General features: G+C 41.3%; 22 protein-coding genes. 14 read left to right on the forward strand and 8 right to left on the reverse strand.

Translation table 11 applies throughout. The features are described from left to right. Nucleotides 1-187 precede the first annotated feature (187 nt). Nucleotides 188-1,189 (forward strand): catabolite control protein A, encoded by a 1,002-nt coding sequence (ccpA, locus tag FC90_RS01220; RefSeq protein ID WP_057907486.1) that lies wholly within the window; start codon nt 188-190, stop codon nt 1,187-1,189. Nucleotides 1,190-1,237: 48 nt separating this feature from the next. On the opposite strand, the gene FC90_RS01225 is transcribed toward ccpA, so the two are convergent. Further along, nucleotides 1,238-3,814, reverse strand: a complete 2,577-nt coding sequence (locus FC90_RS01225) for a transglycosylase domain-containing protein (RefSeq protein ID WP_057907487.1) — start codon at nt 3,812-3,814, stop codon at nt 1,238-1,240. A gap of 340 nt (nt 3,815-4,154) precedes the next feature. On the opposite strand from FC90_RS01225, the gene FC90_RS01230 reads away from it, so the two are divergent. Beyond that, complete coding sequence (locus FC90_RS01230; protein WP_057907488.1) at nt 4,155-4,865, forward strand: glucosamine-6-phosphate deaminase; 711 nt, start codon at nt 4,155-4,157, stop codon at nt 4,863-4,865. A gap of 59 nt (nt 4,866-4,924) precedes the next feature. Here the strand turns inward: FC90_RS01230 and FC90_RS01235 are convergent, their stop codons facing one another. Both FC90_RS01235 and FC90_RS01240 read right to left on the reverse strand, forming a co-directional pair. Next, a complete protein-coding gene (locus FC90_RS01235) occupies nt 4,925-5,629 on the reverse strand; it encodes a DUF4811 domain-containing protein (RefSeq protein WP_057907489.1) in 705 nt (234 codons plus the stop codon). Further along, on the reverse strand, nt 5,626-7,101 hold the full coding sequence (locus FC90_RS01240) for an MDR family MFS transporter (RefSeq protein ID WP_057907490.1): 1,476 nt from the start codon (nt 7,099-7,101) through the stop codon (nt 5,626-5,628). The genes FC90_RS01235 and FC90_RS01240 overlap by 4 nt, the downstream gene beginning before the upstream one ends. 153 nt (nt 7,102-7,254) lie before the next feature. Between FC90_RS01240 and FC90_RS01245 the strand changes: the two genes are divergently transcribed. Then, nucleotides 7,255-7,698, forward strand: a complete 444-nt coding sequence (locus FC90_RS01245; RefSeq protein WP_057907491.1) for a MerR family transcriptional regulator — start codon at nt 7,255-7,257, stop codon at nt 7,696-7,698. 72 nt (nt 7,699-7,770) lie between these two features. On the opposite strand, the gene pepV is transcribed toward FC90_RS01245, so the two are convergent. The 4 genes from pepV to FC90_RS01265 all read right to left on the reverse strand — a co-directional run bounded on the left by pepV (nt 7,771) and on the right by FC90_RS01265 (nt 13,375). After that, nucleotides 7,771-9,174 carry a dipeptidase PepV gene (gene pepV, locus FC90_RS01250; protein ID WP_057907512.1) on the reverse strand — a complete coding sequence of 468 codons (1,404 nt, stop codon included), beginning with the start codon at nt 9,172-9,174 and terminating at the stop codon, nt 7,771-7,773. A 148-nt stretch (nt 9,175-9,322) separates the two neighbouring features. Beyond that, entirely contained in the window at nt 9,323-11,407 is a 2,085-nt protein-coding gene (locus tag FC90_RS01255) for a heavy metal translocating P-type ATPase (RefSeq protein ID WP_057907492.1), read from the reverse strand. A gap of 226 nt (nt 11,408-11,633) precedes the next feature. After that, nucleotides 11,634-11,966: an ArsR/SmtB family transcription factor gene (locus tag FC90_RS01260; RefSeq protein ID WP_083481983.1), complete on the reverse strand. Its 333-nt coding sequence runs from the start codon at nt 11,964-11,966 to the stop codon at nt 11,634-11,636. 14 nt (nt 11,967-11,980) lie between these two features. Beyond that, entirely contained in the window at nt 11,981-13,375 is a 1,395-nt protein-coding gene (locus FC90_RS01265) for a glycerophosphodiester phosphodiesterase (protein ID WP_057907494.1), read from the reverse strand. Nucleotides 13,376-13,661: 286 nt separating this feature from the next. Between FC90_RS01265 and FC90_RS01270 the strand changes: the two genes are divergently transcribed. The 7 genes from FC90_RS01270 to FC90_RS01300 all read left to right on the forward strand — a co-directional run bounded on the left by FC90_RS01270 (nt 13,662) and on the right by FC90_RS01300 (nt 18,801). Beyond that, nucleotides 13,662-13,976, forward strand: coding sequence for a hypothetical protein (locus FC90_RS01270; protein ID WP_057907495.1), 315 nt, complete (start codon nt 13,662-13,664; stop codon nt 13,974-13,976). A 12-nt stretch (nt 13,977-13,988) separates the two neighbouring features. Beyond that, on the forward strand, nt 13,989-14,600 hold the full coding sequence (locus tag FC90_RS01275; protein WP_057907496.1) for a metallophosphoesterase: 612 nt from the start codon (nt 13,989-13,991) through the stop codon (nt 14,598-14,600). Between the two features lie 18 nt (nt 14,601-14,618). Next, on the forward strand, nt 14,619-15,998 hold the full coding sequence (locus tag FC90_RS01280) for a bifunctional metallophosphatase/5'-nucleotidase (protein WP_057907497.1): 1,380 nt from the start codon (nt 14,619-14,621) through the stop codon (nt 15,996-15,998). 18 nt (nt 15,999-16,016) lie between these two features. Further along, on the forward strand, nt 16,017-16,616 hold the full coding sequence (locus FC90_RS01285; RefSeq protein ID WP_057907498.1) for a YutD family protein: 600 nt from the start codon (nt 16,017-16,019) through the stop codon (nt 16,614-16,616). Between the two features lie 23 nt (nt 16,617-16,639). After that, nucleotides 16,640-17,425 carry a TIGR01457 family HAD-type hydrolase gene (locus tag FC90_RS01290; protein WP_057907499.1) on the forward strand — a complete coding sequence of 262 codons (786 nt, stop codon included), beginning with the start codon at nt 16,640-16,642 and terminating at the stop codon, nt 17,423-17,425. After that, complete coding sequence (locus FC90_RS01295) at nt 17,413-18,045, forward strand: TIGR01906 family membrane protein (protein WP_057907500.1); 633 nt, start codon at nt 17,413-17,415, stop codon at nt 18,043-18,045. Before FC90_RS01290 ends, FC90_RS01295 begins: the two co-directional genes overlap by 13 nt. Nucleotides 18,046-18,153: 108 nt before the next feature. Further along, entirely contained in the window at nt 18,154-18,801 is a 648-nt protein-coding gene (locus FC90_RS01300; RefSeq protein ID WP_057907501.1) for a VTT domain-containing protein, read from the forward strand. 44 nt (nt 18,802-18,845) lie between these two features. Here the strand turns inward: FC90_RS01300 and FC90_RS01305 are convergent, their stop codons facing one another. Continuing rightward, entirely contained in the window at nt 18,846-19,829 is a 984-nt protein-coding gene (locus tag FC90_RS01305; RefSeq protein WP_192937884.1) for an NAD(P)/FAD-dependent oxidoreductase, read from the reverse strand. Between the two features lie 146 nt (nt 19,830-19,975). Between FC90_RS01305 and FC90_RS01310 the strand changes: the two genes are divergently transcribed. From FC90_RS01310 to FC90_RS01325, 4 genes are all read left to right on the forward strand, one after another. Beyond that, on the forward strand, nt 19,976-20,560 hold the full coding sequence (locus tag FC90_RS01310) for a peptidylprolyl isomerase (RefSeq protein ID WP_057907503.1): 585 nt from the start codon (nt 19,976-19,978) through the stop codon (nt 20,558-20,560). A 23-nt stretch (nt 20,561-20,583) separates the two neighbouring features. Continuing rightward, complete coding sequence (locus tag FC90_RS01315; RefSeq protein ID WP_057907504.1) at nt 20,584-21,447, forward strand: ROK family protein; 864 nt, start codon at nt 20,584-20,586, stop codon at nt 21,445-21,447. Between the two features lie 132 nt (nt 21,448-21,579). Beyond that, nucleotides 21,580-21,960 carry a CvfD/Ygs/GSP13 family RNA-binding post-transcriptional regulator gene (locus tag FC90_RS01320; protein WP_057907505.1) on the forward strand — a complete coding sequence of 127 codons (381 nt, stop codon included), beginning with the start codon at nt 21,580-21,582 and terminating at the stop codon, nt 21,958-21,960. Further along, complete coding sequence (locus FC90_RS01325; protein WP_057907506.1) at nt 21,957-22,343, forward strand: hypothetical protein; 387 nt, start codon at nt 21,957-21,959, stop codon at nt 22,341-22,343. Before FC90_RS01320 ends, FC90_RS01325 begins: the two co-directional genes overlap by 4 nt. Nucleotides 22,344-22,479: the final 136 nt, after the last annotated feature.

The following is a 22,479-nucleotide window of genomic DNA, read 5'->3' on the forward strand; positions in this document are numbered from 1 at the left end:
AGTATAGCACAGCCAATGTAAACGATAATGTAAACCATAAATGAAAACAAAAATGTAAATTTCATGAAAATTAGTGTAAACCGCTTGCATTTGCTTTAAATCTTTGTTAAATTAATCAAGAAGTAAAATGAAAACTACTGAAAATTATAATCTATTTTATTTTATAAATGAAAGGAATCATTTAATCATGGAAAAACAAACAATTACAATTTATGACGTGGCTCGTGAAGCCGATGTCTCAATGGCAACCGTCTCACGAGTTGTCAATGGCAACCCAAATGTTAAACCCGCAACACGTAAGAAGGTCCTTGAAGTTATCGATCGGCTTGACTACCGGCCCAATGCGGTTGCTCGTGGCTTAGCAAGTAAAAAAACGACTACAGTTGGGGTAATTATCCCTGATGTGAGTGATATTTACTTTGCCTCATTAGCTCGTGGGATTGATGATGTGGCAACAATGTACAAGTACAACATTATCTTAGCGAATTCTGATGAAAATAATCAAAAAGAAGTTCAGGTTTTGAATACTTTATTGGCTAAACAAGTTGATGGGTTGATCTATATGGGCCACAGCATTTCAGATAGTATCCGCGCTGAATTCTCACGTTCAAAGACACCCATCGTCTTGGCAGGCTCAATTGACCCTGATGAAGAAGTTGGTAGTGTCAACATTGACTATGTGGCAGCAGTTAAAGATGCTACTTTGAAGCTGATTAGAAACGGGCATGACAAAGTCGCTTTTGTTAGTGGAAGCCTGAAATTTCCAATCAATAGCAAGTATCGCTTACATGGGTATCAAGATGCCTTGAATGAAGCTGGAATTGCTTATGATGAAAGCTTAATTTTTGAAACCGAATATAGCTATAATGCTGGTGAAGCTTTATTTAGTAAGATTCAAGCAGCCGGTGCAACTGCGGTAGTGGTCAGTGATGACGAATTAGCAGTCGGGGTCTTAAACGGGGCACTTGATGCCGGTGTTCAGGTCCCAGCTGAATTTGAAATTGTGACGAGTAACAATACGAAATTAACCGAGATGGTACGGCCAAAGTTAACTTCGATTTCACAACCATTGTACGATATGGGGGCGGTTGCGATGCGTCTTTTAACAAAGATGATGAACAAAGAAGACGTTGATGATAAAACAATTTTATTACCTTATAGTATTGTCGCAAGAGATTCAACCAAATAAACGCAAAAATAAGCCCGCAAGGCAATCGCCTTGCGGGCTTGTTTTTAATTAATCTAGATAACTGTTAGTGGAACGATTCCGACTGTTGGTGCCACTGGTTGGATCTAACTCACCAGCAGTGCTGTAGGTGATCGAGCCATAGCCGTTATTATATCCGAGATAGTGATTCCAGAAGGTGGCGTAGTTTCGCGCGGAACCCCCAATACCGAATTCATAGCTAGTTGCTTTAGGCGTCCAGTTATTATAGAGGGCGGTGGTTGTTGCTCCATTCAGGTTTTGAGGACTACCGTTGATTGAAACAGTTCCCGGTAATTGACCAGTTAGTTTCAAGACTTTACTACTTGTTACTGTTCTTGGTTTTTCACGATCGTCTTCCAAACGCATCAGTGACGGATCAATTTGATAAACACTGTTAGCAAGTTTTGACCAATATTTTTCATTAATGAGACTTGAATTATCGGTCAAATTACGACCAGTACTGTCATAACCCATCCATGAAGCGAGTGTGATCCCAGGCGTACTTCCAATGAACCAAATATCACGGTTATCGTTGGAAGTCCCTGTTTTCCCGACTAAGTTATTGGTATTGAAGTAGAGCTGATCATAAATTGTTGTCGCGGTGCCGTCAGTTAAAACCCCAGCTAACATCTGATTCATGATATATGAGGTTGCCTTAGAAAAAACACGTTGCTTTTTAGCATGATGCTGATAGACGATATTGCCTGCCGGATCAGTAATCTTGTCAATTACATAGGCGTCAGTATGTTGTCCTTGATCGGCAAAGGTTGAAAAGGCACTGGCCTGTTCTAAAACGCTAACCCCATCGCTCGTTCCGCCAAGCGAAATACCGAGTTGATTGTATTCGTCAGCTGAGAGATGAATCCCCATCTTGCGCATGTATTGCGCCGGATCAGTCGTATTTTTTAATTTATTATAAAGGTTAACGGTCGGGATGTTTAACGATTGGGCTAATGCCTGATCAGCTGGAATAAATTTATTCTGAATCGTGCCAGCGTAATCAGTAGGAGCATAATCTTTAAAGTTTGTTTTGAAGTCAGCCAACATTGTTTTAGAGCCGATGATTTTCTGATCAATCGCGGGTCCATAAACTAATAATGGTTTGATGGTTGAACCTGGTGAACGTTTCGTTAACATATAATTCGTTTGTTTTAATGAAAAATCACGGCCACCAACAAATGAAATGACTTTTCCAGTGCGATTATCCAACAAGACACTTCCGTTTTGAACTGGAGAAGCAACAGTTTGTTGTAAGCCAGTTTCTTGGTCAGTCACAGTATCGGTGTAGGTTTGACCAAATGTGGGACCTTGTTGCTGGACAATGCTTTGCATGGCATCGTAAATATCTTGATCAATGGTACTATGAATTTGATAGCCCTTCGTACTAAATAATTCTGTTGCTTGCGTTGTATATTGTTTATACAGATTAGGATCTTTATTTAACTTAGCAGTTGAGACGTTGGCTTCTTTGGCCAACTGTTTGGCCATGATGTCTGTCGCTTGCGTTTCCAACAAATTATAGACATAGCCATAACTTTTAGTGGTCTCGACCGGATCAGCTTTGGGTTGAAATTCTTTGGTTAAATCAACCTTTTTAGCTGCTTGATAATCTGCTTTAGTAATTCGATGCTCACGATACATCCGGAATAACACAGTATTCTTGCGTTCTAAACCATATTGTAGGTATTCGGGATCTTTTAATGTGCCATCTTGATCATAGGGCGTATAGACGGAAGGGCTCTGTGGCAAACCGGCAATGTAAGCCGACTCAGCTAGAGACAGGTCTTTGGCGTTCTTACCGAAGAGTCCTAATGCTGCTTCTTGAACCCCAGCAATATTTTGCCCTTTATTATTGCGACCAAGTGTGGCCACATTCAAATAATCTTGTAGAATTTCTTTTTTGGTGAAGTACTTGTCGACCCGCAAGGCTAATAAAACTTCCGTCGCTTTTCGCTTAAACGTAACTTGCGAAGTTAAGATTTGCATCTTAATTAATTGTTGAGTCAGTGTAGAGCCCCCAGTTTGGGAACCAATTCCGGTAACGTCGGAAATAATCGCCCGAAAGAGTGCTTTAGGAACGACCCCATCGTGTTTGTAGAAGTCTTCATCTTCGGTTGCAACAATTGCATCTTTTAGATACGGTGACATCTGGTTAATATTGACGGGGGTTCGAATCAGGTCGGTCTTAATTGTCCCAAATTTATTATTCTTCGCAAAATATAAACCGGCGGCCTGATCTGTGTTATCGAGTTGTTGTTTTAAAACTTGATAACTGGGAATCGGTTCGTTTTTCATCAATGCGGCAAAATAACCGGCACCAATCCCAACCGCCAGTGCCATGCAAATTAAACCAATTGAAACCCCATATAGAAAAATACTCTTAATGGCTTCCAAGAAGACGTTAATCTTAAATGAGAGCGGAGCTTGGCTCAACGCTTGAATATAGGCACCTTTTTGGGCTTTAGTTGGTTGAGTAGGACGTTTTGCGGATGAATGGCGCAAATCCGTTAGTCTATTTTTAACAGATGTGAATAGCGTTGTAACTTTTTTTCTGCTCTTCAAGAGCAGTGCTCGCCATTGGCTAGAACGGTGCTTTGGATCTTTCAAATAATAACGCCACCTTTTTCTCATACTGCTTAATATTATATAATAGTTTGGAACATTATCATACCCGAATTCAGATTTGTAAAACAAATGAAAAATATCACGTAAAAATGCGTGAATTGTGACGATGCAGTTCATGTTCGGAATTATTGAAAAAAAGACCAGTTTTAATGTTGATAATAGTAGCGATTGGATAGACGCGCTGAAAGCGCTATACTCAAGGTATACCAATTAATTAGCTACTTTTTTAATTTAAAAAGACTTGCAATTGAAATTTCAGCCGTATATAATTGGACTATACCAATGGATATGACGAATTTTAACAGATGAGGAGATAATCACGATGAAAATTATTCAAGTAAAAGATCAAGTAGCAGGTGGTCAAGAAGGTTTTGAAATCTTTAAAGCGGGTTTAGCATCCGGTGCGCAAGTTTTTGGTTTAGCTACCGGGAGTTCACCGATCAAATTTTATGAAGCATTAGTCGCTAGTGATCTCGATTTCACCGATGCAACGTCAGTTAATTTAGATGAATATGTTGGCTTATCAGCTGATGATGAACAAAGTTATCACTATTTCATGAAGCAGCATTTGTTTGATAAGAAACCATTTGCGAAATCATTCTTACCCAATGGCTTAGCAAGTGATATTCAAGCAGAATTAAAGCGTTATGATCAAGTCATTGCTGAGCATCCAGTTGATATTCAAATCCTTGGTATCGGGCAAAATGGGCACATCGGGTTCAACGAACCAGGGGCTGCTTTTGACAGCAATACGCAAGAAGTGCAATTAACAGAATCAACAATCAAAGCAAATGCCCGGTTCTTCGAAAATGAAGCGGATGTACCAACTAAAGCCATTTCAATGGGGATTGGTTCCATTTTAAAGGCTAAAAAAATTGTCTTGTTTGCATACGGTGAATCAAAAGCCCAAGCAATCAAAGCCACCATTGAAGGCCCACAAACAACAGACGTCCCAGCTAGTGCCTTGCAATTACATGATGATGTCACAATTATCGTTGATGCAGCAGCAGCTAGTCAATTATCTAATCAATAATATATCAAAAAAGGCACCGCTATTATTGAATAGCGGTGCCTTTTATTAGTTATGATCGTCTATTTAAGGGTTGCCATTACCTTGGCCATTGCAGTTTGTTGATAGGCAACAGCGGCTTTTTTAGCAACCGCTTGTTGTTGTTGTGCAGTCATGGCAGGATTGGTGTGCATTGCAGTCATAACCGCTTGTTTACCAGCAGTTATCGCGCCGGTTTTAAGTTGAGCTTGTTGTTTTTTTAAGGTTTTAGCAAGTTGTTTAGCTTGTGTGTCGCTTAAAACAAGCCAGCCTTTGGCAACTTTAAAAGTATTATGACGACTCACAAATTCATGGTCGTTACCAGAAATGCCAAACCAGAATTTAGCGGTTTGGTTTTGGTAGACGCGATACTTCGTCTTCGTAACTAAGGCTGCTTGTTTAGCGTTCTTTTGAACACTATTGCTTGTCTTTTTCGTTTGAGTTGCTTGGGGCTTCTTTTGGCTCGTAGCAGTCCGATAAAGATAAATTTTTTCAGTACCGTTTCCAAGTGGATGGTAAAGCAACATTGATACGCCTTTAGCGTCGGCACTTGAAACAAGTGGGCGCGTCTTGGTTTCAGTGATCGTTTTCATCCCATAATGGTTGTGGTCATTTTGGACGATGAAGACCAAAGAGGCGATAAATGTCAGCCCAAAAATCAACATGAGGACTGGGCGCCACATTTTTTTACCGAAAATTGAAGCAAAGAATAATGCGAGCGTGCTAATAACGAGAGTTACAATAATCATGCTTTCGCACCTCCTTTAACAGTTGGTTCCTTCGAGGATAGGAAGAATGTGATGATAAAGCCAATTATACAGAAAATAACAGCAACGATGAAAGCTGCGTGATAACCGGAAAGTGTTGCATTAAGGACTTTATCACGGAAGGCCAGTGGGAGTGTTTTGATCATGTGGGTGCTAGGCATGTTATTTTTAGTAGCACTGGAAAGTACACTGATTAAAATAGCAGTCCCAATTGAACTGGCAACTTGTCGGAACGTATTATTAACAGCAGTCCCATGACTAATTAAATTAATTGGTAGAGCGTTCATTCCGGAAGTTGTAACAGGCATCATAACCATTGAAATCCCAAACATCCGTACAGCATACAACACGACGATATAAATAATTGGTGTGCTGGCTGTTAAGAAGATGAATGGTGCGGTTGCAGCCATTAAAAGGAACATCCCAGTCATTGCTAAGCGTTTAGCACCGTATTTATCAAAAATTCGGCCGGTAACAGGCATCATAATCCCCATCATTAGCGAACCCGCTAATAGCGTGAGGCCAGAATGAAAGGCAGATTCACCACGAATATTTTGAATATATAATGGTAGGACCATTTCAGCACCAACCATTGCCATATTCGTCACACCACTTAAAATTGCGGCGATTGTAAAGACGGGTGATTTGAAGACGCGCAGTTCCAAGAATGGATTTTCCATTGTGAGCTGACGCCAAACAAATAAAGCAATTACGACAACCCCAATTGCTAAGGTGGTTAGGACGATTGCACTGCCCCAACCTTTATCCCCAACTTCTGAGAAGCCATAAAGCAGACTACCAAAGCCGATTGTCGATAAAATAATTGAAGGGACATCAATCTTAGGTTTTGAAAGTTGAATAACGCTCTTCATTTGGAAACTAGCAAGTACTAAGACGATAATGACGATAGGAATAATCATTCCAAATAGTAGACGCCAGTTATATGAATCAATGATCCAACCTGAAAGTGTCGGTCCTAAGGCTGGTGCGAGACCGATAACAATCCCGGCCATTCCCATGGCAGTACCGCGTTTTTCAGGTGGGAAAATTGTCAGCATAATCGTTTGTAAGATGGGCATCGAAATCCCAACTCCGGCAGCTTGCACAAGCCGGCCGACTAATAAAGTTGCAAATGAGCTAGTTGGTGCAATGTAACAAATAATGGTCCCAACTAAAAAGACAGTCATTGCTGACATATAGAGGACCTTTGAATTGAACCGGTTAATTAACCAAGCGCTGATAGGGATCATAATCCCGTTGACTAGTAGGAAACCAGTTGTTAGCCATTGAACGGCTGAAGTGGACACATCGAATGCTTTCATTAATGTTGGAAAAGCAGTCGACAAAATTGTCTGGTTTAAAACAGTACAGAAAGTACCAATTAATAAAACCAAGACTAAGACTGTCCGATTATATGGTTTCCCATGAATATCTAATGGTCTAGAGTCTGACAAGATAAAAATCTCCTTTACGTTTTTATTACTGCGACTTATTAGTTTAGACGCTTTACTGGAATTTGTCAAGTAAGCTTACAATCATGTCATTTGACTTGACAAGCCTGACCGATAATTTATAATGAAAAATATTAATAGGAATGGAGTGGGGACTTGCAAAAAGACCTGTTTTTAAAGTTGATAGATATGGATCGATTGATTTTTGGAATTAGTGAACTTTGTAAGATGGCAGGGGTTACCCCGCGGCAACTCCGCTATTGGGAGCAAAAGGGCTATATCAAAGCGCGTGCATCGGAAGGTAATAAGGCCCGTGAGTACGATGCTAATGCAATGATTAAAGCGGTTTTGATTAAGCATTTTTTAGACGAAGGTTATACTTTGAATGTGGCTGTTCAAAAAATTCAAAGGTACATGGCTAATATGAAGATTATCCGTTCGATTATTCGGGAACATTTCGTAGGAATCGAAGAAATTGATGGTGAGCTAGCGGTTAATCTGGGCTATTTTGATGAAGCTAAGCGGCAAATTTTATATGTTATTGTGAAAGATGGCCGTTCAAGCTTTAAGTTAGTAGATGCTTCTATAGGTAATAATTGAGCATTGTCTAATGAAGTAACAAAAAAACGACGACCAATTCGGTCGTCGTTTTTTTGTTACTTTTAAGCTAAATTAACGCGTTAATCTGTAAATGGCATCAGCATAGATTGCGATAGCATTCATGATATCTTCGATGTACATATATTCGTTAGCTTGATGCATAACATTTTCACGGTCTTCTGGTAGTGCGCCAAAAGCAACACCTCGTTCTAAGATTCGACCATAAGTACCGCCGCCAATCACTTGTTCATGGCCTTTGAGGCCTGTTTGTGCTTCAAAGACATTAAGCAAAGTTGCCACCAGTGGGTCACTACCAGCAACGTAGTGTGGTTCTTGAGCATGACCATCAATTGTCACATCGGCAAGATCAGCAAGTGTCTCTGCCAAATTGCGGCGGGTACTTTCGGCCGTCACCCCTTTTGGATAGCGGACGTTCAAAAGGACCGTTGCCACGCCATCTTGGGTGTAATTGAAGACTGCTGGACAAGCAGTTAGGTCGCCCATGACATCATCAGTATGATTGATGTTTAAACGATGGCCCCGTGAATCTTCATGCAATAAACGCGCAATAGCACCGATGTAGTTGCCACCTTTTGTATCTAAAGCGAAGTCGGCTAAGAAAGTTGCTAAATGAGTCGCAGCATTCACGCCAGCTCTTGGTTCTTGGGCATGGGAGCCTTTACCAATTAAGTCCAAGGTTGTTTGTTCACCATCAGTAGTGATTGTTCCACGTAATTTATGATCAGCAAGATAAGCATCAAACTTAGCTTGGAAATCAGCCGGTATCGCACCGGAGAGAATTGCTTTAGCGGTCTGTGGGACCATATTGGCCCGTAACCCAGATTGGAAATTAACTAAGGTCATTTCACCAGCAGCTCCATCGATCGGTTTAAAGGTTATTAAGTATGACACGATGCCCTTTTCACCATTAATAATGGGAAAGTTAGCATCTGGCGAGATTGCAAAATCTGGTTTTGGTTCAACCTCAAGATATCGGTTGATGCCAACCCAAGCGCTTTCCTCATCAGTGCCCACAATGAAATGAACCTGTTTATTTAATTCAATTCCGTTATCTTTTAATAGTTTTAAAGCATAGTAGGCCGCAATTGAAGGCCCTTTATCATCTGATGAACCACGAGCATAAATTTTTCCGTCTTTAATTACTGGCTCAAATGGGTTTGTTTCCCAACCGTCACCGGCTGGAACCACATCCATGTGCCCTAAAATTCCAAAAATTTCATCGCCTTGTCCGTATTCAATACGACCAGCAACGTTTTCAACATTTTTAGTAGTAAAACCATCTCGTTCAGCAATGGCTAAAAATTGACGTAAAGCGTCACGGGGGCCAGGGCCAAGTGGGGCATCGGTTTCTTTGTGTTCAATATCGCGCGCACTATTGATTTTGAGTAAACTTGTTAAGTCAGCTAGCATTTGATCTTTATATTTTGCTGCTTCTTGTTGCCAATTCAGTGTCATTGCAGTCCCAGCTTTCATTGTTAAATTTTAACCAAAAAGCGGTTAATTAATTATTAGTCTATTCACATTTTAGCATATTATTATAGAATTAAAAAGCGCTTGCGATTAAAAAGAACCGGCGCACAGAATTGCTGTACACCGGTTTAGATTAGTGTTTTTTTAAAATACGGAGGGCATTCAAAATAGCAATTAGAGTGACCCCAACATCTGCAAAAACCGCTTCCCACATCGTGGCAATTCCCAACGCACCTAATAATAAAAAGAGTGCTTTGACCACTAATGCAAAAATAATATTTTCCCAAACAATATGATGGGTATAATGCGCAATTGAAATCGCCGTGGCTAGTTTGGTTGGTTCATCGGACATTAAGACAATATCCGCAGCCTCAATTGCGGCATCTGAACCTAAGCCGCCCATAGCTACCCCGACGTCAGCTCGAGCTAAAACGGGGGTGTCATTAATTCCATCACCAACAAAGACGACTTTGCCATTTACCATACGATTTGCCGTCAATTTAGCAACGGCAGTTACTTTATCTTGTGGAAGTAACTCGCTTTGATAATGATCAATGCCTAGGTGTGCACTGACTTGTTGGGCGACTGGCTGATTATCGCCAGTCAGCATAATCGTTTGGTGAATACCAACCTGTTTTAACTGGGTGATAGCTGCTTGGGCATCGGGTTTCACCGTGTCTGCAATAATCAGGTAGCCTAAGTAGTTTTGTTGGTAGGCGACGTGGACGCTAGTGCCGATTTCAACCGGAGTACTGGTTTGAATACCGCTTGCTTGAAGCCAACTGGCATTACCAACTTGTAACAGTTGACCGTTGAGTAGACCACAAATTCCGTGACCTGCGCTTTCTTGGACATCCGTTAAAGTCTCTTTAAGTGGGGTTTGATTTGCCGCTAAAATGGACTGACCAATCGGATGCGTTGAATGTTGTTCGGCCAGTGCAGCTAGCGTTAGAAGTTGTGCAGGTTGGTGATTAAGCGCATGGACAGTTGTCACACTGAAGCTACCTTGCGTAAGCGTTCCTGTTTTATCAAAAACGGCGGTTTGCACCGTATTTAAAGCTTCGAGATAGTTGCTGCCTTTAATCAAGATTCCATTTTTAGAAGCCGTCCCAATCCCAGCAAAAAAACCTAATGGAATCGAAATAACGAGGGCACATGGGCAAGAGATGACTAAGAAGATTAATGCGCGGTAGAGCCAATCGCCAAATGGAGCGCCAAAGACGATTGGGGGTACAATGGCCATCACCACTGCGACGCCCACCACGATGGGGGTGTAAATTTTGGCAAATCGAGTGATGAAATTTTCAGTGGGGGCTTTTTGACTACTTGCATTCTCGACCAGATCTAAAATTTTTGCGACTGTTGAATCAGCATATGGTTTAGTAACCGTCATGGTTAAGAAACCGGCTTGGTTAATCGTACCGCTTAAGAGTTCGTCACCGGGATGAAAGGCACGGGGGACTGATTCACCAGTGATCGTCGAGGTATCAACATAGCTGTCACCAGCAGTAATTAGGCCGTCAAGGGGGATTTTTTCGCCCGGTTTCACGACTATTTGTTCCCCAACCTGAATAACTTCAGGTGCGACGACTTGGATTGAACCATCTGCAGCTAGGCGGTTGGCAAACGTTGGTTTAATCGCAACAAGGTTAGCGATTGAGCGGCGTGAATGATTAACGGCTAGGGATTGGAAGTATTCCCCAATCTGGTAGAATAACATCACACCGACCGCCTCAGCATATTGGCCGATACCAAAAGCGCCAATTGTGGCGATGGACATTAAGAAGTGTTCATCAAACCATTCACCATGCTGGATATTTTTAAGTGCAGTCCAGATGATATCACTGCCGATCACAATAAACGTTGCTAATAACAATATTGTCTTTACAGAAACACTGAGTGGGGCAAGATAGGAAATGCCTAACCCGCAAGCACTGATTAAAATGCGTATGAGATTGTAATTTAAACGATGTGACTTAGACTTGGGTGTTGGTGCTACTGGTTGCTGGATACTAACTCCGGGTTCAATCGTTGGTAAGAGTTGGGCAAGCTGTTGTTCGAAGATACCAGCAGCTTGTTGGCCGGTGAGTTCGTAGTTTAATTGTTGAGTTGTAAAATTGACGGAACAATTTTTGATGCTAGCCATTTGGTTAACGTGCTTCTCAATTTTAGTGGCGCATGCAGCACAATCAATGCCGGCTAATTGAAGTTGGGACATGTTATTCAGGCCTCCTCGGCGAATAAAAAATAAAGCGTAATCTTTACTATATATGAGCATGTGTTCATATGTTGTGTATAACATACCACCAAATTTTGAAAAAAGCAATCATGATGGTGGTGGATTGCTGTTGAATTTTAAGAAAAACGAGCAATAAAAAAAGCATCATCAAATGATCAAAATTTGAGGATACCTCGCAAATAGAATTTCGATGATGTTTTTTTGATTAGTGTTCGTTGACGTGGGCGATAACTTGCGAAAAAATATTGATGACGTGATTATCGGCTAACGAATAGTAGACTTCTTTACCCACTTTGCGATTTTTGACCAATTTAGCTTGTTTTAAAGCGCGCAATTGGTGTGAAATTGAAGATTGCGACATTTCTAACACACTAACGATGTCGCTGACGCGTAATTCGGATTGAAAGAGCGCATACAAAATTTTAGCCCGTGTTTTATCACCTAAAATTTTGAAGAGGATCGAAATGTGATCGAGTGTGGCTTCTTTGGGTAGCGTGTTTTGGACGGAACGAATCAGTTGTTCATAATCAGTTGTCATAAGCATTGACCTCGTTAAAATTTAATGGTAATTGGCTGCCAAGAACGGGCAAATTGCGTAAAAGCCGGTTCATTAATTGGGTGTAAATTGGATGATTTAAGTGGTAATAAAGGACTAATACGTAAGTTAGTTGGGCGTAGTTGTTGTGGTAATTGGCGGTAACAATAAGCCAGCAACAATGATTGATTTGGATTGAAATCAATTAGTGCTTGGCGACTTTTAAACCAGCCTTGAGCGACTTGTAGCCAAACTTGATTACCAACATAGCGAACGCCATGAATTGGGTATTGGGTATCGGCACTTAAATAACCAGTGATCTGGGTTGGGTGGAGCGGACTGTTCCAAGTCGAAACGATTGCTGCTGTTGGTTTGATTTGGGCGGTTTTACCAACTAAGAGGGTCGCGGCTTGTGCTGTCTCACCTAAATTGATGCTATCACTGACAACGAAGCGATTGGTGCCAATTTGGTAATAAGTTTGATCGTCAAGTGTGACGGCTTGGGTGATGTGATAAGTGTGCCCGGCCTTGGCAGGGCTTTTATGAAGATTAGGGGCATATGGATTTTCAACCGTCGGAAGATTTTGGGTGTTGTTGACCTGACCAATTGCTGCCAGATCTTCATGCACAGCTTGATCTTGCGCAGTTTGATAGTGGCGCCCAAGGGCTGGATAATTGGTGACGACCCCATCGACATTTAAATTAATTAACCAATTCCAAGTAGCTTGATTTTCTGACATTTCGTTCCAGACGAAGACTTTTTGATGGAGATAATGGAGCTGTTTAATAATCGTGGGTGTAACTAAGGCTGATGAGATATTAATTCCATCAGCGTATTTGAAACTTTCAAATGAAATACGTTTTAAACTACCGACAATAAAAATACGGGGGATCTGGGGCATTAAACGTTGCATGTTTTGTAAACTCGCTAAGGAAAAAGAATGGACCATGACCCGATCTTGCATGTGATATTGTTGAATTAGGGCGACAAGTTTAGCTTCCATGTCTTGCGGGTTACCTTTTTTAGTTTTCTTAGTTTCAATTAGAAATTTTGCATGGGGATTGTTTTGATAGTGTTCAAATAATTGATTGACACTGTGGAGCGGTTCGTCGTTGCTGAGTCTAAGTTGACTGAGTTTAGTAAATGGATATTGCGAGACGATGGCGTCGATGCCGGTGACGCGCTTTAAGTTGCGATCATGGGAGATGACTAAGACGCCATCTTGAGATTCGTGTAAATCGAGTTCGACATAGTTGGCCCCTTCAGAAAAAGCCATGTCGATGCTTTGAAACGTTTCTTCAGGGGCATTAATTGGATCGCCGCGGTGGGCGACTACTGTAAAACCAGTCAAAAACCAGAAACAAAGGCTAGTCAAGATAACCAATCCCCAGCGCGAATGCTGTTGTGACAAATCAAGGCCTCCTCATTTTTTAAGCTACTCTTTTTAAGATACCATTATTCACTTAAAATGCCCATGCCTGTTACAGAACTTTAAAGAAATATCGATAAAATTAGCGATAATAATTGACAGCGCTTACAATTGATAGTATATTATGTCTGTAAGGTACTTATGCAATACCTTTTTATCAATTCTCTTTCTCTCTTATGCCAACCACTATCTGCGGGTAGTGGTTTTTTTGCGTACATATTGGTAGAATAAACATAATTGAAATCGGATTAGAATAGGAAGTCATACAATGGCCGAGAAGTACCAAGTATTTGATATTATTGAAGAAATTACGCGTTTAGATGGCACAACGTATTATGAGTTGGCTAATATTTTTATGAACGGGCGGGCAGAGCTAGCCGCTAATCGCGGGTTTATCCAACAAGTTCGTATTTTACAGTTAAACATTCCGCATTCGAATGCGGTCCAGACTTACGAAGCTTACATTAATGAGCGCTATACAATGCCTGCGGTTGATTTTGATCACTGGGAAGAGTGGCAAAAAGAAGAGGGGGCAGTGGCGCAAGCTTTCCAAGAGATTTTAAAAGCAAATCATATTGGTTAGGCGGGCTTGGACATGATTTATTTCACAGCAGATACGCACTTTTTTCACACCGAATTATTAGGCAACAATGATTTTGCGCCACGACCATTCAAGAATGTAGCTGAAATGAATGCCACGGTGGTCGCTAATTGGAATCGCCGCGTAAAAGCAGGGGATCAGGTATACTTATTAGGAGACATCGCAATGGTGCCGAATAAACCACGGGCTTTTGCTGAAGTGGCCGGCGTGCTAGCCCAGTTGAATGGCCAGTTAATCATTATTAAAGGAAATCACGATAGTCGCGCTTTTTTGAAGTATTTGGCTAAAAATGATGGCGGCCTGGCAAATGGCAAACCACATTATCAATTTGCCGATGTTGGCGCATTGATTAAAATTAATCATCACCAGTTTTTTTTGACGCATTATCCGTTATTATTGGGTAAGGTACAGCAGACGTTCAACTTACATGGTCATATTCATCATTATATGTTACCAATTGCTGAGAACATTAATGTCGGCATCGATGCCCCAGAACGTGAACTGTTACCAACGACCTTACCGTTTGGAACTCCGCTTGCAGCAAGCGAGATTGAACGCATTTTTGAACGTAAACAAGCTACGTTGGCTAAGCACAGCCGCGACTAGTCTAAGGGGGCAAGTAAAATGGAAACAATTCATATTTTACACACGAATGACTTACATTCACATTTTGAAAATTGGCCCAGAATACGCCGCTTTCTCCTGGCACATCAAACAGCGTATCGCAAACAAGGTGCTACCGTTTTGACATTTGATATTGGGGATGCAATGGACCGCAGTCATCCGTTAACCGAAGTGACAAATGGGCAGATCAATACTGAATTGCTTAATCAGATTGGCTATGACGGTGTAACGATTGGTAATAATGAAGGTGTTGGTAACAGTCATACGGATTTGGAGCATTTATATGATCACGCCAATTTTCCGATAATACTGGCCAATCTTTATGAACAGAAAAAGCATGAACGGCCCCAATTCGCTGAGCCTAATCGAATACTGACGACGGACAAGGGAACGCGGGTAGCCGTAATTGCCTTGACGGCCCCGTTTTTCCTAACTTATCGACCGAATGGCTGGGAACCAACGACTGTTAGCGAAGAATTACCCCGGCAATTAGCCGGTTTGCAAGGACAGTATGATGTGTTAATCGTTTTATCACATTTAGGGCTTACAACTGATAAATGGTTAGCAAAACATTTTCCGGAAATTGATGTTATCTGTGGGGCCCACACGCATCATTTATTGGAAGAGGGCCTTGTTATTAATCAAACCTTGTTAACCGCGGCTGAGAAGTATGGACATTACATCGGTGATATCACGATTGAATTAGATGACCACCATCAGATTACTGATAAGCGGGCACGGACAATTTTAACCACTGATTTACCGGTTGCTAAAACTGATGCGGCTGAGATTGCGGGTTATTTAGAAACAGGGCATGCTAAATTGGCTGCCCAAAAAGTGGCTAATTTACCGCATAGTTTTAAGATCAATGCAATCGGTGAATCTGAAATGATGACTGTCGGATTAAAGGCTATTGAAGAAGCGACTGGAACTGAGGCCGCTGTTTTGAATACTGGGCTTTTTTTACAAGACTTACAGGCGGGCATTGTGACCAAAGATGATTTGCAAACACAACTACCGCATCCCATGCACTTAATTAAAGTTACGCTCAAAGGGTATGATCTCTGGCGCATGGTGCTTGAAATGGAGAAAAATAGGCTCTTTTTACGGAAGTTTCCGATTAAAGGAATGAGTTTTCGAGGAAAAATCTTTGGGGATATCGTCTATGATGGAATTGCGGTTGATCGCAAGTTACGGCGCGTCTTTTGGCAGGGACAAGAAATTGATCCAGCCGGAAGCTACACGTTGACCACTGTTGATCATTATTTATTTATTCCCTTTTTTCCAACGATTGAAATTGTTGGTGAAACTGAAATTGTCTTTCCAGACTTTCTGCGCAATGCAGTTGCTAAATATTTAAGTAAACATTATCCCTTATAAAGAAAGAGGTGGTTCGCTGTGGCAGATACGAAAAAAAATCCTAAAATTGCTAAGAAAGTAACTAAAGCGATTGAAAAAGAAATGATTGCGGCGGCTAAACAGCCAGAAGTGCCGCAACATGTTGTCATGAAGACTGCGACAACGCTTGAAATCGACAAGTGTGCGTACGAAGTGGTGGTTAATTACCACGAGGGATTCGACGCCGAAAAATTAAATGAACGTTATAATGAAGTACTGGCAAAGTATGATTATATTGTGGCTGATTGGGGCTTTGAGCAATTGCGGTTAAAAGGCTTCTATAAAACAAGTAACAAGCGGGCTAATAAAGATCAGTTAATCAATACCTTGCAGGATTATTTATATGAATACTGTAATTTTGGCTGTGCATACTTTGTTTTGGAACGTCAAGGAAAACCAGTTATTAAAAATGAAAACCGGCGCAGTAATCGGCGTGGTCAGCAAAGAAGACGGCAAAAAACAGGCTTTATCGAACGTAAAGTGACTGACAATAAATCAAAAGTCACTCAACAACGGTCCGCCAAAGCGGTGACCGAAAACCAAAAATCAGTTAATAAGCGCCACTTTAAAATTCGCCCTTTAGAACCTAATCACAAGTAAAATGTAATGGGAGCTAGATAACTATGACAAACACACCTTATAGCGGTTATTTAATCGATTTAGACGGAACCGTTTATCGCGGTCGCAATCAAATGCCAGCCGCTAAAGACTTTATTGAACGGCTTCAAGCTAAAAAAATTCCGTTCATGTTTTTGACGAATAATACTACCAAGTCACCAGATGCGGTCATTCAGAATTTAGCTGACAACCATGCAATTCATGCGACTGTTGACCAAGTATACACACCAGCATTAGCAACGGCACGTTATTTATTAAACTTAAACGATGGCCATGTCAATGGTAAAACGGTTTATGTGATTGGTGAATTAGGATTAAAACAAGCATTAGCAGATGCAGGTTTTCGCACGAACGAATATGACCCAGATTATGTAGTAGTCGGCTTAGATTATGATGTGACGTATCACAAGTTTGAATTGGCAACGTTGGCCATTAAACGCGGCGCATTATTTATCGGAACCAACGCGGACACCAATTTACCCAATGAGCGGGGATTAGTACCTGGGGCTGGATCGGTAATTGCGATGGTTGAACGGGCGACTCAGCAACATGCGCTATACATTGGTAAGCCAGAAAAAATTATTGTTGAAATGGCATTGGCGCAATTTGGATTAACCAAGGATCAAGTGGTCATGGTTGGCGATAATTACAACACGGATATCAAGGCTGGTTTAAATTCTGGGATGGACACCTTACTTGTTTATACGGGAGTTTCAACGCCGGAAGAGGTGGCTAAAGAAACGCTACAACCGACGTATGCCATTCATGACTTAACCGAATGGGATGTTTAATACGGATTAAGTCGGTTGTCAGTTGGCTCGCATTGTATTTGGCACTGATTAGTAGCGCAATCTTAGTAACATTATTACTGAGCTGGGGGCTATATCAGCCATTAAGTCACTATCTTAATTTGGCGGGCCAACAGGGACTAACTCAGCAACGGTTAATGGATAATTTTAATCATTTGATGACTTATTTATTAGTACCGTGGCAGCATCAATTACAATTGCCTGATTTCCCGATGTCCCTTGATGGGCACCAACACTTTATCGAGGTCAAACGTTTATTTGGGATAGTGGGAATTGTTTGGATTGTGACGATTGGACCGGCTGTTCGGCAATGGTGCATACGACGGCAAGCAAAGCAACTTTGGCAATATATTCGACCAATGCAAGTGGCTCTTGTGATGCCACCTTGTTTAGGCTTCATTGCCAGCATGAATTTTGAGCGTTTCTTTATTATCTTTCACGAGTTACTGTTTCGCAATTTGAACTGGCAGTTTGATCCGTTAGTTGATCCGATTATCTTAGTTTTACCGGAAATATATTTTGGATTGTGTTTTGCACTCTTCTTCATTTTATTAGAGGGCAGCTTGGGTTACTTATTGTGGCGGGGGAAACGTGCGCTATAATACTTGGCTTTTTTGTTAAGAAAATTAGAAAGTGATTGCTTTACTGAGGCGATTCGCTATTCTATAAAGAGGTAGCGATTAAATGAAAAAGAGGATAGGAGAAATTGCATGTCGCAGTTAATTGATTTTATTTTGCATATCGATGCGCATCTGGTTAACATTGTCAATCAGTTTGGAAGTTGGACCTACGTCATCTTATTTACGATTATCTTTATTGAAACGGGTGCGGTGATCTTACCATTCCTGCCAGGAGATTCATTACTGTTTGCCGCAGCTGCATTGGCAGCGCGGACCGATAATAATTTAAATGTTTGGCTCTTTAGCGCGTTGTTCTTGCTAGCCGCCATTGCAGGAGATGCGTTGAATGAGCAAATTGGCCGACGCGTCGGGCTGGCTGCTACGAAAAATCGTTTTTTCGGTAAATTTATTAATACTGAGAAAATCGAAGAGGCACAAGCCTTTTTCGATAAATATGGTGGGAAAACAATCGCAATTGGGCGGTTTATGCCGATTATTAGAACGTTTGTGCCCTTTGTCGCAGGCGGTAGTCAGATGGCCTTCATAAAATTTTTCCGATACGATGTAATTGGAAGTGTTCTGTGGGTTGCCCTTTGCTGTGGTGCGGGTTACTTCTTTGGAAATATCACGGTAGTTCGTGAACACTTTTCACTAGTTGTGCTTGGGATTATCGGAGTCTCATTGATTCCGATGATTGTCACGGCCGTTAAGGGTCAAATGAAGAAAAAACATGTCTAAGCAAAAACGACTATCACGATTATTTCGTGGTAGTCGTTTTTGGCTCACATAATAGACGTGCTGTGCAGAGGTTGTCGTTTTTCGGGGTACAGGTTAGTTAGCAATTCGGTAACGGCGATTGGTGCTTCACCAAAGCCGCTAGCGATTAGTTTTACCTTGCCAGGATAGCTGGCAATATCGCCAATTGCATAGATATTAGGAATATTAGTCGCCATCTGTTGGGTGACAGCCACTTGATGATGCTCTAAGGTTAATCCCCAGTCGCGGAGAATCCGGGTATCTGATATAAAACCATAATTGACGAGGAGTTTATCGATTGTTAATTGTTCTTGCTCTGTTGAGCGCATCTTATTTAAGGTTAACGCAAGTTGTTGATTGATTTCAGTGAGACTATCGATTAAAAAAGGGGTTTTAATTTGAACGGTTGAATGTTTGAGTGCTTCAACGCTACTTTCAAGTCCGCGGAATTGATCGCGCCGGTGGATTAAGTAAACTTGCTTAGCAATTTTTTCGAGCATTAAGGCCCATTCGATCGCAGAATCGCCACCACCAGCGACGGCGACCGTTTGATCTTTAAACTGGTTCAATTCTTTAGCAAAGTAGTGAATATAATGGTTTTCCCATGCCGGATCGTAGTCCACAGCAAGTTTACGTGGGGTGAAAGCCCCATTGCCAACGGCGACAATCACTCCTTTGGTTTTGGTAGTCCCTTTAGTCGTTTCAAGAACGAAGGTTCCATCGACTTGAGGTGTAATGCGCTTAACGGCAGTTGACAATTGTAAAGTGGGTTGAAAAAGGGTCAATTGGTTAATTAGATGCTCGGTTAGTTGAGCCCCTGAGATACCGCTAAAACCAGCAACGTCATAGATTTGCTTTTCTGGATACAGGGTGGCAACTTGGCCACCAAGTTCGGGGAGGCTTTCGATAAGCTGCACATCGGCTTTGCGCATCCCAGCGTAATAAGCGGCAAATATGCCAACTGGGCCTCCGCCAATAATAGTGATATCAAAGAGGTGATTTGAATCAATCATGAGATGACTTCCTTATAAGTAGATTTCTTAAATCAGTATACTAGAAAAAATTGGGGAAAGCATGTTTAATGAAATAATCGTAGTAATTTATGAAGCAATTCGCTATCATAATGGTTGTGAGTCAAAACAAGGAGGACGATTAAATGACATATCCACAACTAGATCTTAAAAATTTTGCAGAACCAACCGCCACTTTTGATACCAACCAGGGCGAATTTACGGTTGCACTTTTCCAAGATCAAGCACCTAAGACAGTTGAAAACTTTATCGGCTTAGCTGAAAAAGATTACTACGACGGTGTAATTTTTCATCGGGTCATCAACGACTTCATGATTCAAGGCGGCGATCCCACTGGGACTGGGATGGGTGGCGAAAGTCTTTGGGGCCAACCTTTCGAAGATGAATTCAACCAAGAAGTTTTCAATTTAAACGGCGCATTGTCAATGGCTAACGCCGGCCCAAATACTAACGGCAGCCAATTCTTTATTGTGACTAACGAACATATTAACCAAAGCATGTTGTCACAAATGCCAGGTGCGGGGTACCCAGAAGAAGTCATTACGGCTTATGAAAAAGGGGGCACACCTTGGTTAGATTTCAAACATACGGTATTTGGCCACGTATTAAGTGGCATGGACGTGGTCAATAAAATTAACGCGACAGAAACCGGGATGCAAGACAAACCAGTCGAAGAAGTTATCATCAATCACATTACGATTAATCATTAATTTTAATTGGAGAGGTGTTTTAGATGCTAGTAGGTGGAATTGAAGCGGGAGGCACGAAATTTGTGTGTGCCGTAACAGATGGGAAAAATGGGATTCAAGAACGAATTAGTATGCCAACTGAGACGCCAGAACAAACGATGCCACGGTTGTTTGAATATTTTGATCAATTCGATCATTTAGATGCCATCGGTTTGGCATCATTTGGTCCAATCGACGTTAATCCCAAATCGAAAACGTATGGCGCAATTATGGATACACCCAAAGCAGGGTGGGAGCATTATGATATCTTAGGGGCGATGAAAGCTCATTATCCTGATACCCAGTTTGCCTTTACAACGGATGTGAATGCCGCAGCTTATGGTGAATTGAAGATGGGTGCTGCTGACGGACTTGATAGTTGTGTTTACTTAACTGTTGGGACCGGAATTGGTGGCGGCGTTGTTGAACACGGTCAGATTTTACAAGGGTACAGTCATCCTGAAATTGGCCACATGTTAATTCGGCAACAGCCAGAAGATTCATATGAAGGAACATGTCCATATCACCGCAATTGTTTGGAAGGCTTAGCAGCTGGTCCAGCAATTGAAAGACGCTGGGGTAAGAAGGGGCATTTGTTGCCTGCTGACCACCAAGCATGGCAAATGGAAGCTGATTATTTAGCGCAAGCCTGTGTCAATATCGCTTTAATGCTATCGCCGGAACGCATTGTCTTTGGTGGTGGAGTGTCGAAACAAGCTCAACTATTCCCCATGATTCGCGAATCTTTTAAACGGCAGATGGCAGGTTATGTCCAAACACCAGACCTTGATGACTACATTGTGCATGTCGCATTAGGGGATGACGCTGGGATTACCGGTGCACTCTTGCTAGCAGCTGATCAACTTTAATTATTTAAGAACCTAGGGATGATGCCTGGGTTCTTTTTACATAGATCAAAAATCTCTTTAAAGCATTAGATAGCTTGCCTTTTATTAAGTAGAAGGCTTAAAATAAATAAGAATATTGAAGTGGAGGAAAATATGGGTTATCGAATTGGACAAAAGATTACAGGCACTGTAACAGGCATTCAACCGTATGGTGTATTTGTTTCATTAGATGCAACGGTCCAAGGCTTAATTCACATCTCAGAATGTGGGCATGGTTTTGTGAAAGCACTGGATGAACAGTTTACAGTCGGGCAGGTGTTGGAAGTACTTGTTTTAGATATTGATGAGTATACACACAAGATTAGTTTGTCGCTCCGTGCGCTGGATAGAGGACAGGATTTAGTGCCACAACGTACTAAGAAGCATTACTGGACAAATCGTCGCATCCATATTGGTTTTGCACCAATCGCGCAACGATTACCACAATGGACAAAAGAAGCAATAGAAGACTTGAATAAGGGTGAGAATGCATGAGTGCTAAAGTAGCTGGAACGATTATGTATAAAACAAAACAAGGCCAATACGATTTTTTAGTTCAACCACAAGCTGATGACTCGTATAAGATGCTGGTAACTAATAAAGATAGTGATCAAACGCCACTTGCGGCTGTATTGATTGCCCTTCAAACCCAGTTGAAAATTAATGTTAATGAGCTTAGATTAATTAATTTAGCTAATATTAATCTTGAAGGTGAGAATGTTTCATTTTTTGTTTTTCAATGGAGTGAACATCAAGCAGACTTTTATACCGAACAATTGAGAATAATTAGTGAAGCCGGTTTTCGATTTGCAAAGCCTAGTGAATTCACACAATTATTGGATAAATTAGAAGTAACGAGTGTTCCACACTTAAATTAGTTCGGACGTTCATTGAATATCTATTCAACAATGTACGTTTTTGAAACTTTTTATATTTTTATTCAAAAATTGCAAACAATTACTTGACGATGGTTTTAGATGTTGGTATAGTATTCTATGTTGTCAGCGAGACAAA

Origin of the sequence: Latilactobacillus graminis DSM 20719 (assembly GCF_001436415.1) — a bacterium.
Classification (GTDB): Bacteria; Bacillota; Bacilli; order Lactobacillales; family Lactobacillaceae; genus Latilactobacillus; species Latilactobacillus graminis.

Bases quoted from the DNA above. Each gene is read 5' to 3' on its own strand.
- FC90_RS01230 (WP_057907488.1), top strand. From the start codon at position 4,155: ATGAAAATTATTCAAGTAAAAGATCAAGTAGCAGGTGGTCAAGAAGGT.
- FC90_RS01280 (WP_057907497.1), top strand. From the start codon at position 14,619: ATGGAAACAATTCATATTTTACACACGAATGACTTACATTCACATTTT.
- FC90_RS01295 (WP_057907500.1), top strand. From the start codon at position 17,413: ATGGGATGTTTAATACGGATTAAGTCGGTTGTCAGTTGGCTCGCATTG.
- FC90_RS01260 (WP_083481983.1), bottom strand. From the start codon at position 11,966: ATGACAACTGATTATGAACAACTGATTCGTTCCGTCCAAAACACGCTA.
- ccpA (WP_057907486.1), top strand. From the start codon at position 188: ATGGAAAAACAAACAATTACAATTTATGACGTGGCTCGTGAAGCCGAT.
- FC90_RS01325 (WP_057907506.1), top strand. From the start codon at position 21,957: ATGAGTGCTAAAGTAGCTGGAACGATTATGTATAAAACAAAACAAGGC.
- FC90_RS01255 (WP_057907492.1), bottom strand. From the start codon at position 11,407: ATGTCCCAACTTCAATTAGCCGGCATTGATTGTGCTGCATGCGCCACT.
- FC90_RS01315 (WP_057907504.1), top strand. From the start codon at position 20,584: ATGCTAGTAGGTGGAATTGAAGCGGGAGGCACGAAATTTGTGTGTGCC.
- FC90_RS01300 (WP_057907501.1), top strand. From the start codon at position 18,154: ATGTCGCAGTTAATTGATTTTATTTTGCATATCGATGCGCATCTGGTT.
- FC90_RS01270 (WP_057907495.1), top strand. From the start codon at position 13,662: ATGGCCGAGAAGTACCAAGTATTTGATATTATTGAAGAAATTACGCGT.
- pepV (WP_057907512.1), bottom strand. From the start codon at position 9,174: ATGACACTGAATTGGCAACAAGAAGCAGCAAAATATAAAGATCAAATG.
- FC90_RS01275 (WP_057907496.1), top strand. From the start codon at position 13,989: ATGATTTATTTCACAGCAGATACGCACTTTTTTCACACCGAATTATTA.
- FC90_RS01310 (WP_057907503.1), top strand. From the start codon at position 19,976: ATGACATATCCACAACTAGATCTTAAAAATTTTGCAGAACCAACCGCC.
- FC90_RS01320 (WP_057907505.1), top strand. From the start codon at position 21,580: ATGGGTTATCGAATTGGACAAAAGATTACAGGCACTGTAACAGGCATT.
- FC90_RS01235 (WP_057907489.1), bottom strand. From the start codon at position 5,629: ATGATTATTGTAACTCTCGTTATTAGCACGCTCGCATTATTCTTTGCT.
- FC90_RS01290 (WP_057907499.1), top strand. From the start codon at position 16,640: ATGACAAACACACCTTATAGCGGTTATTTAATCGATTTAGACGGAACC.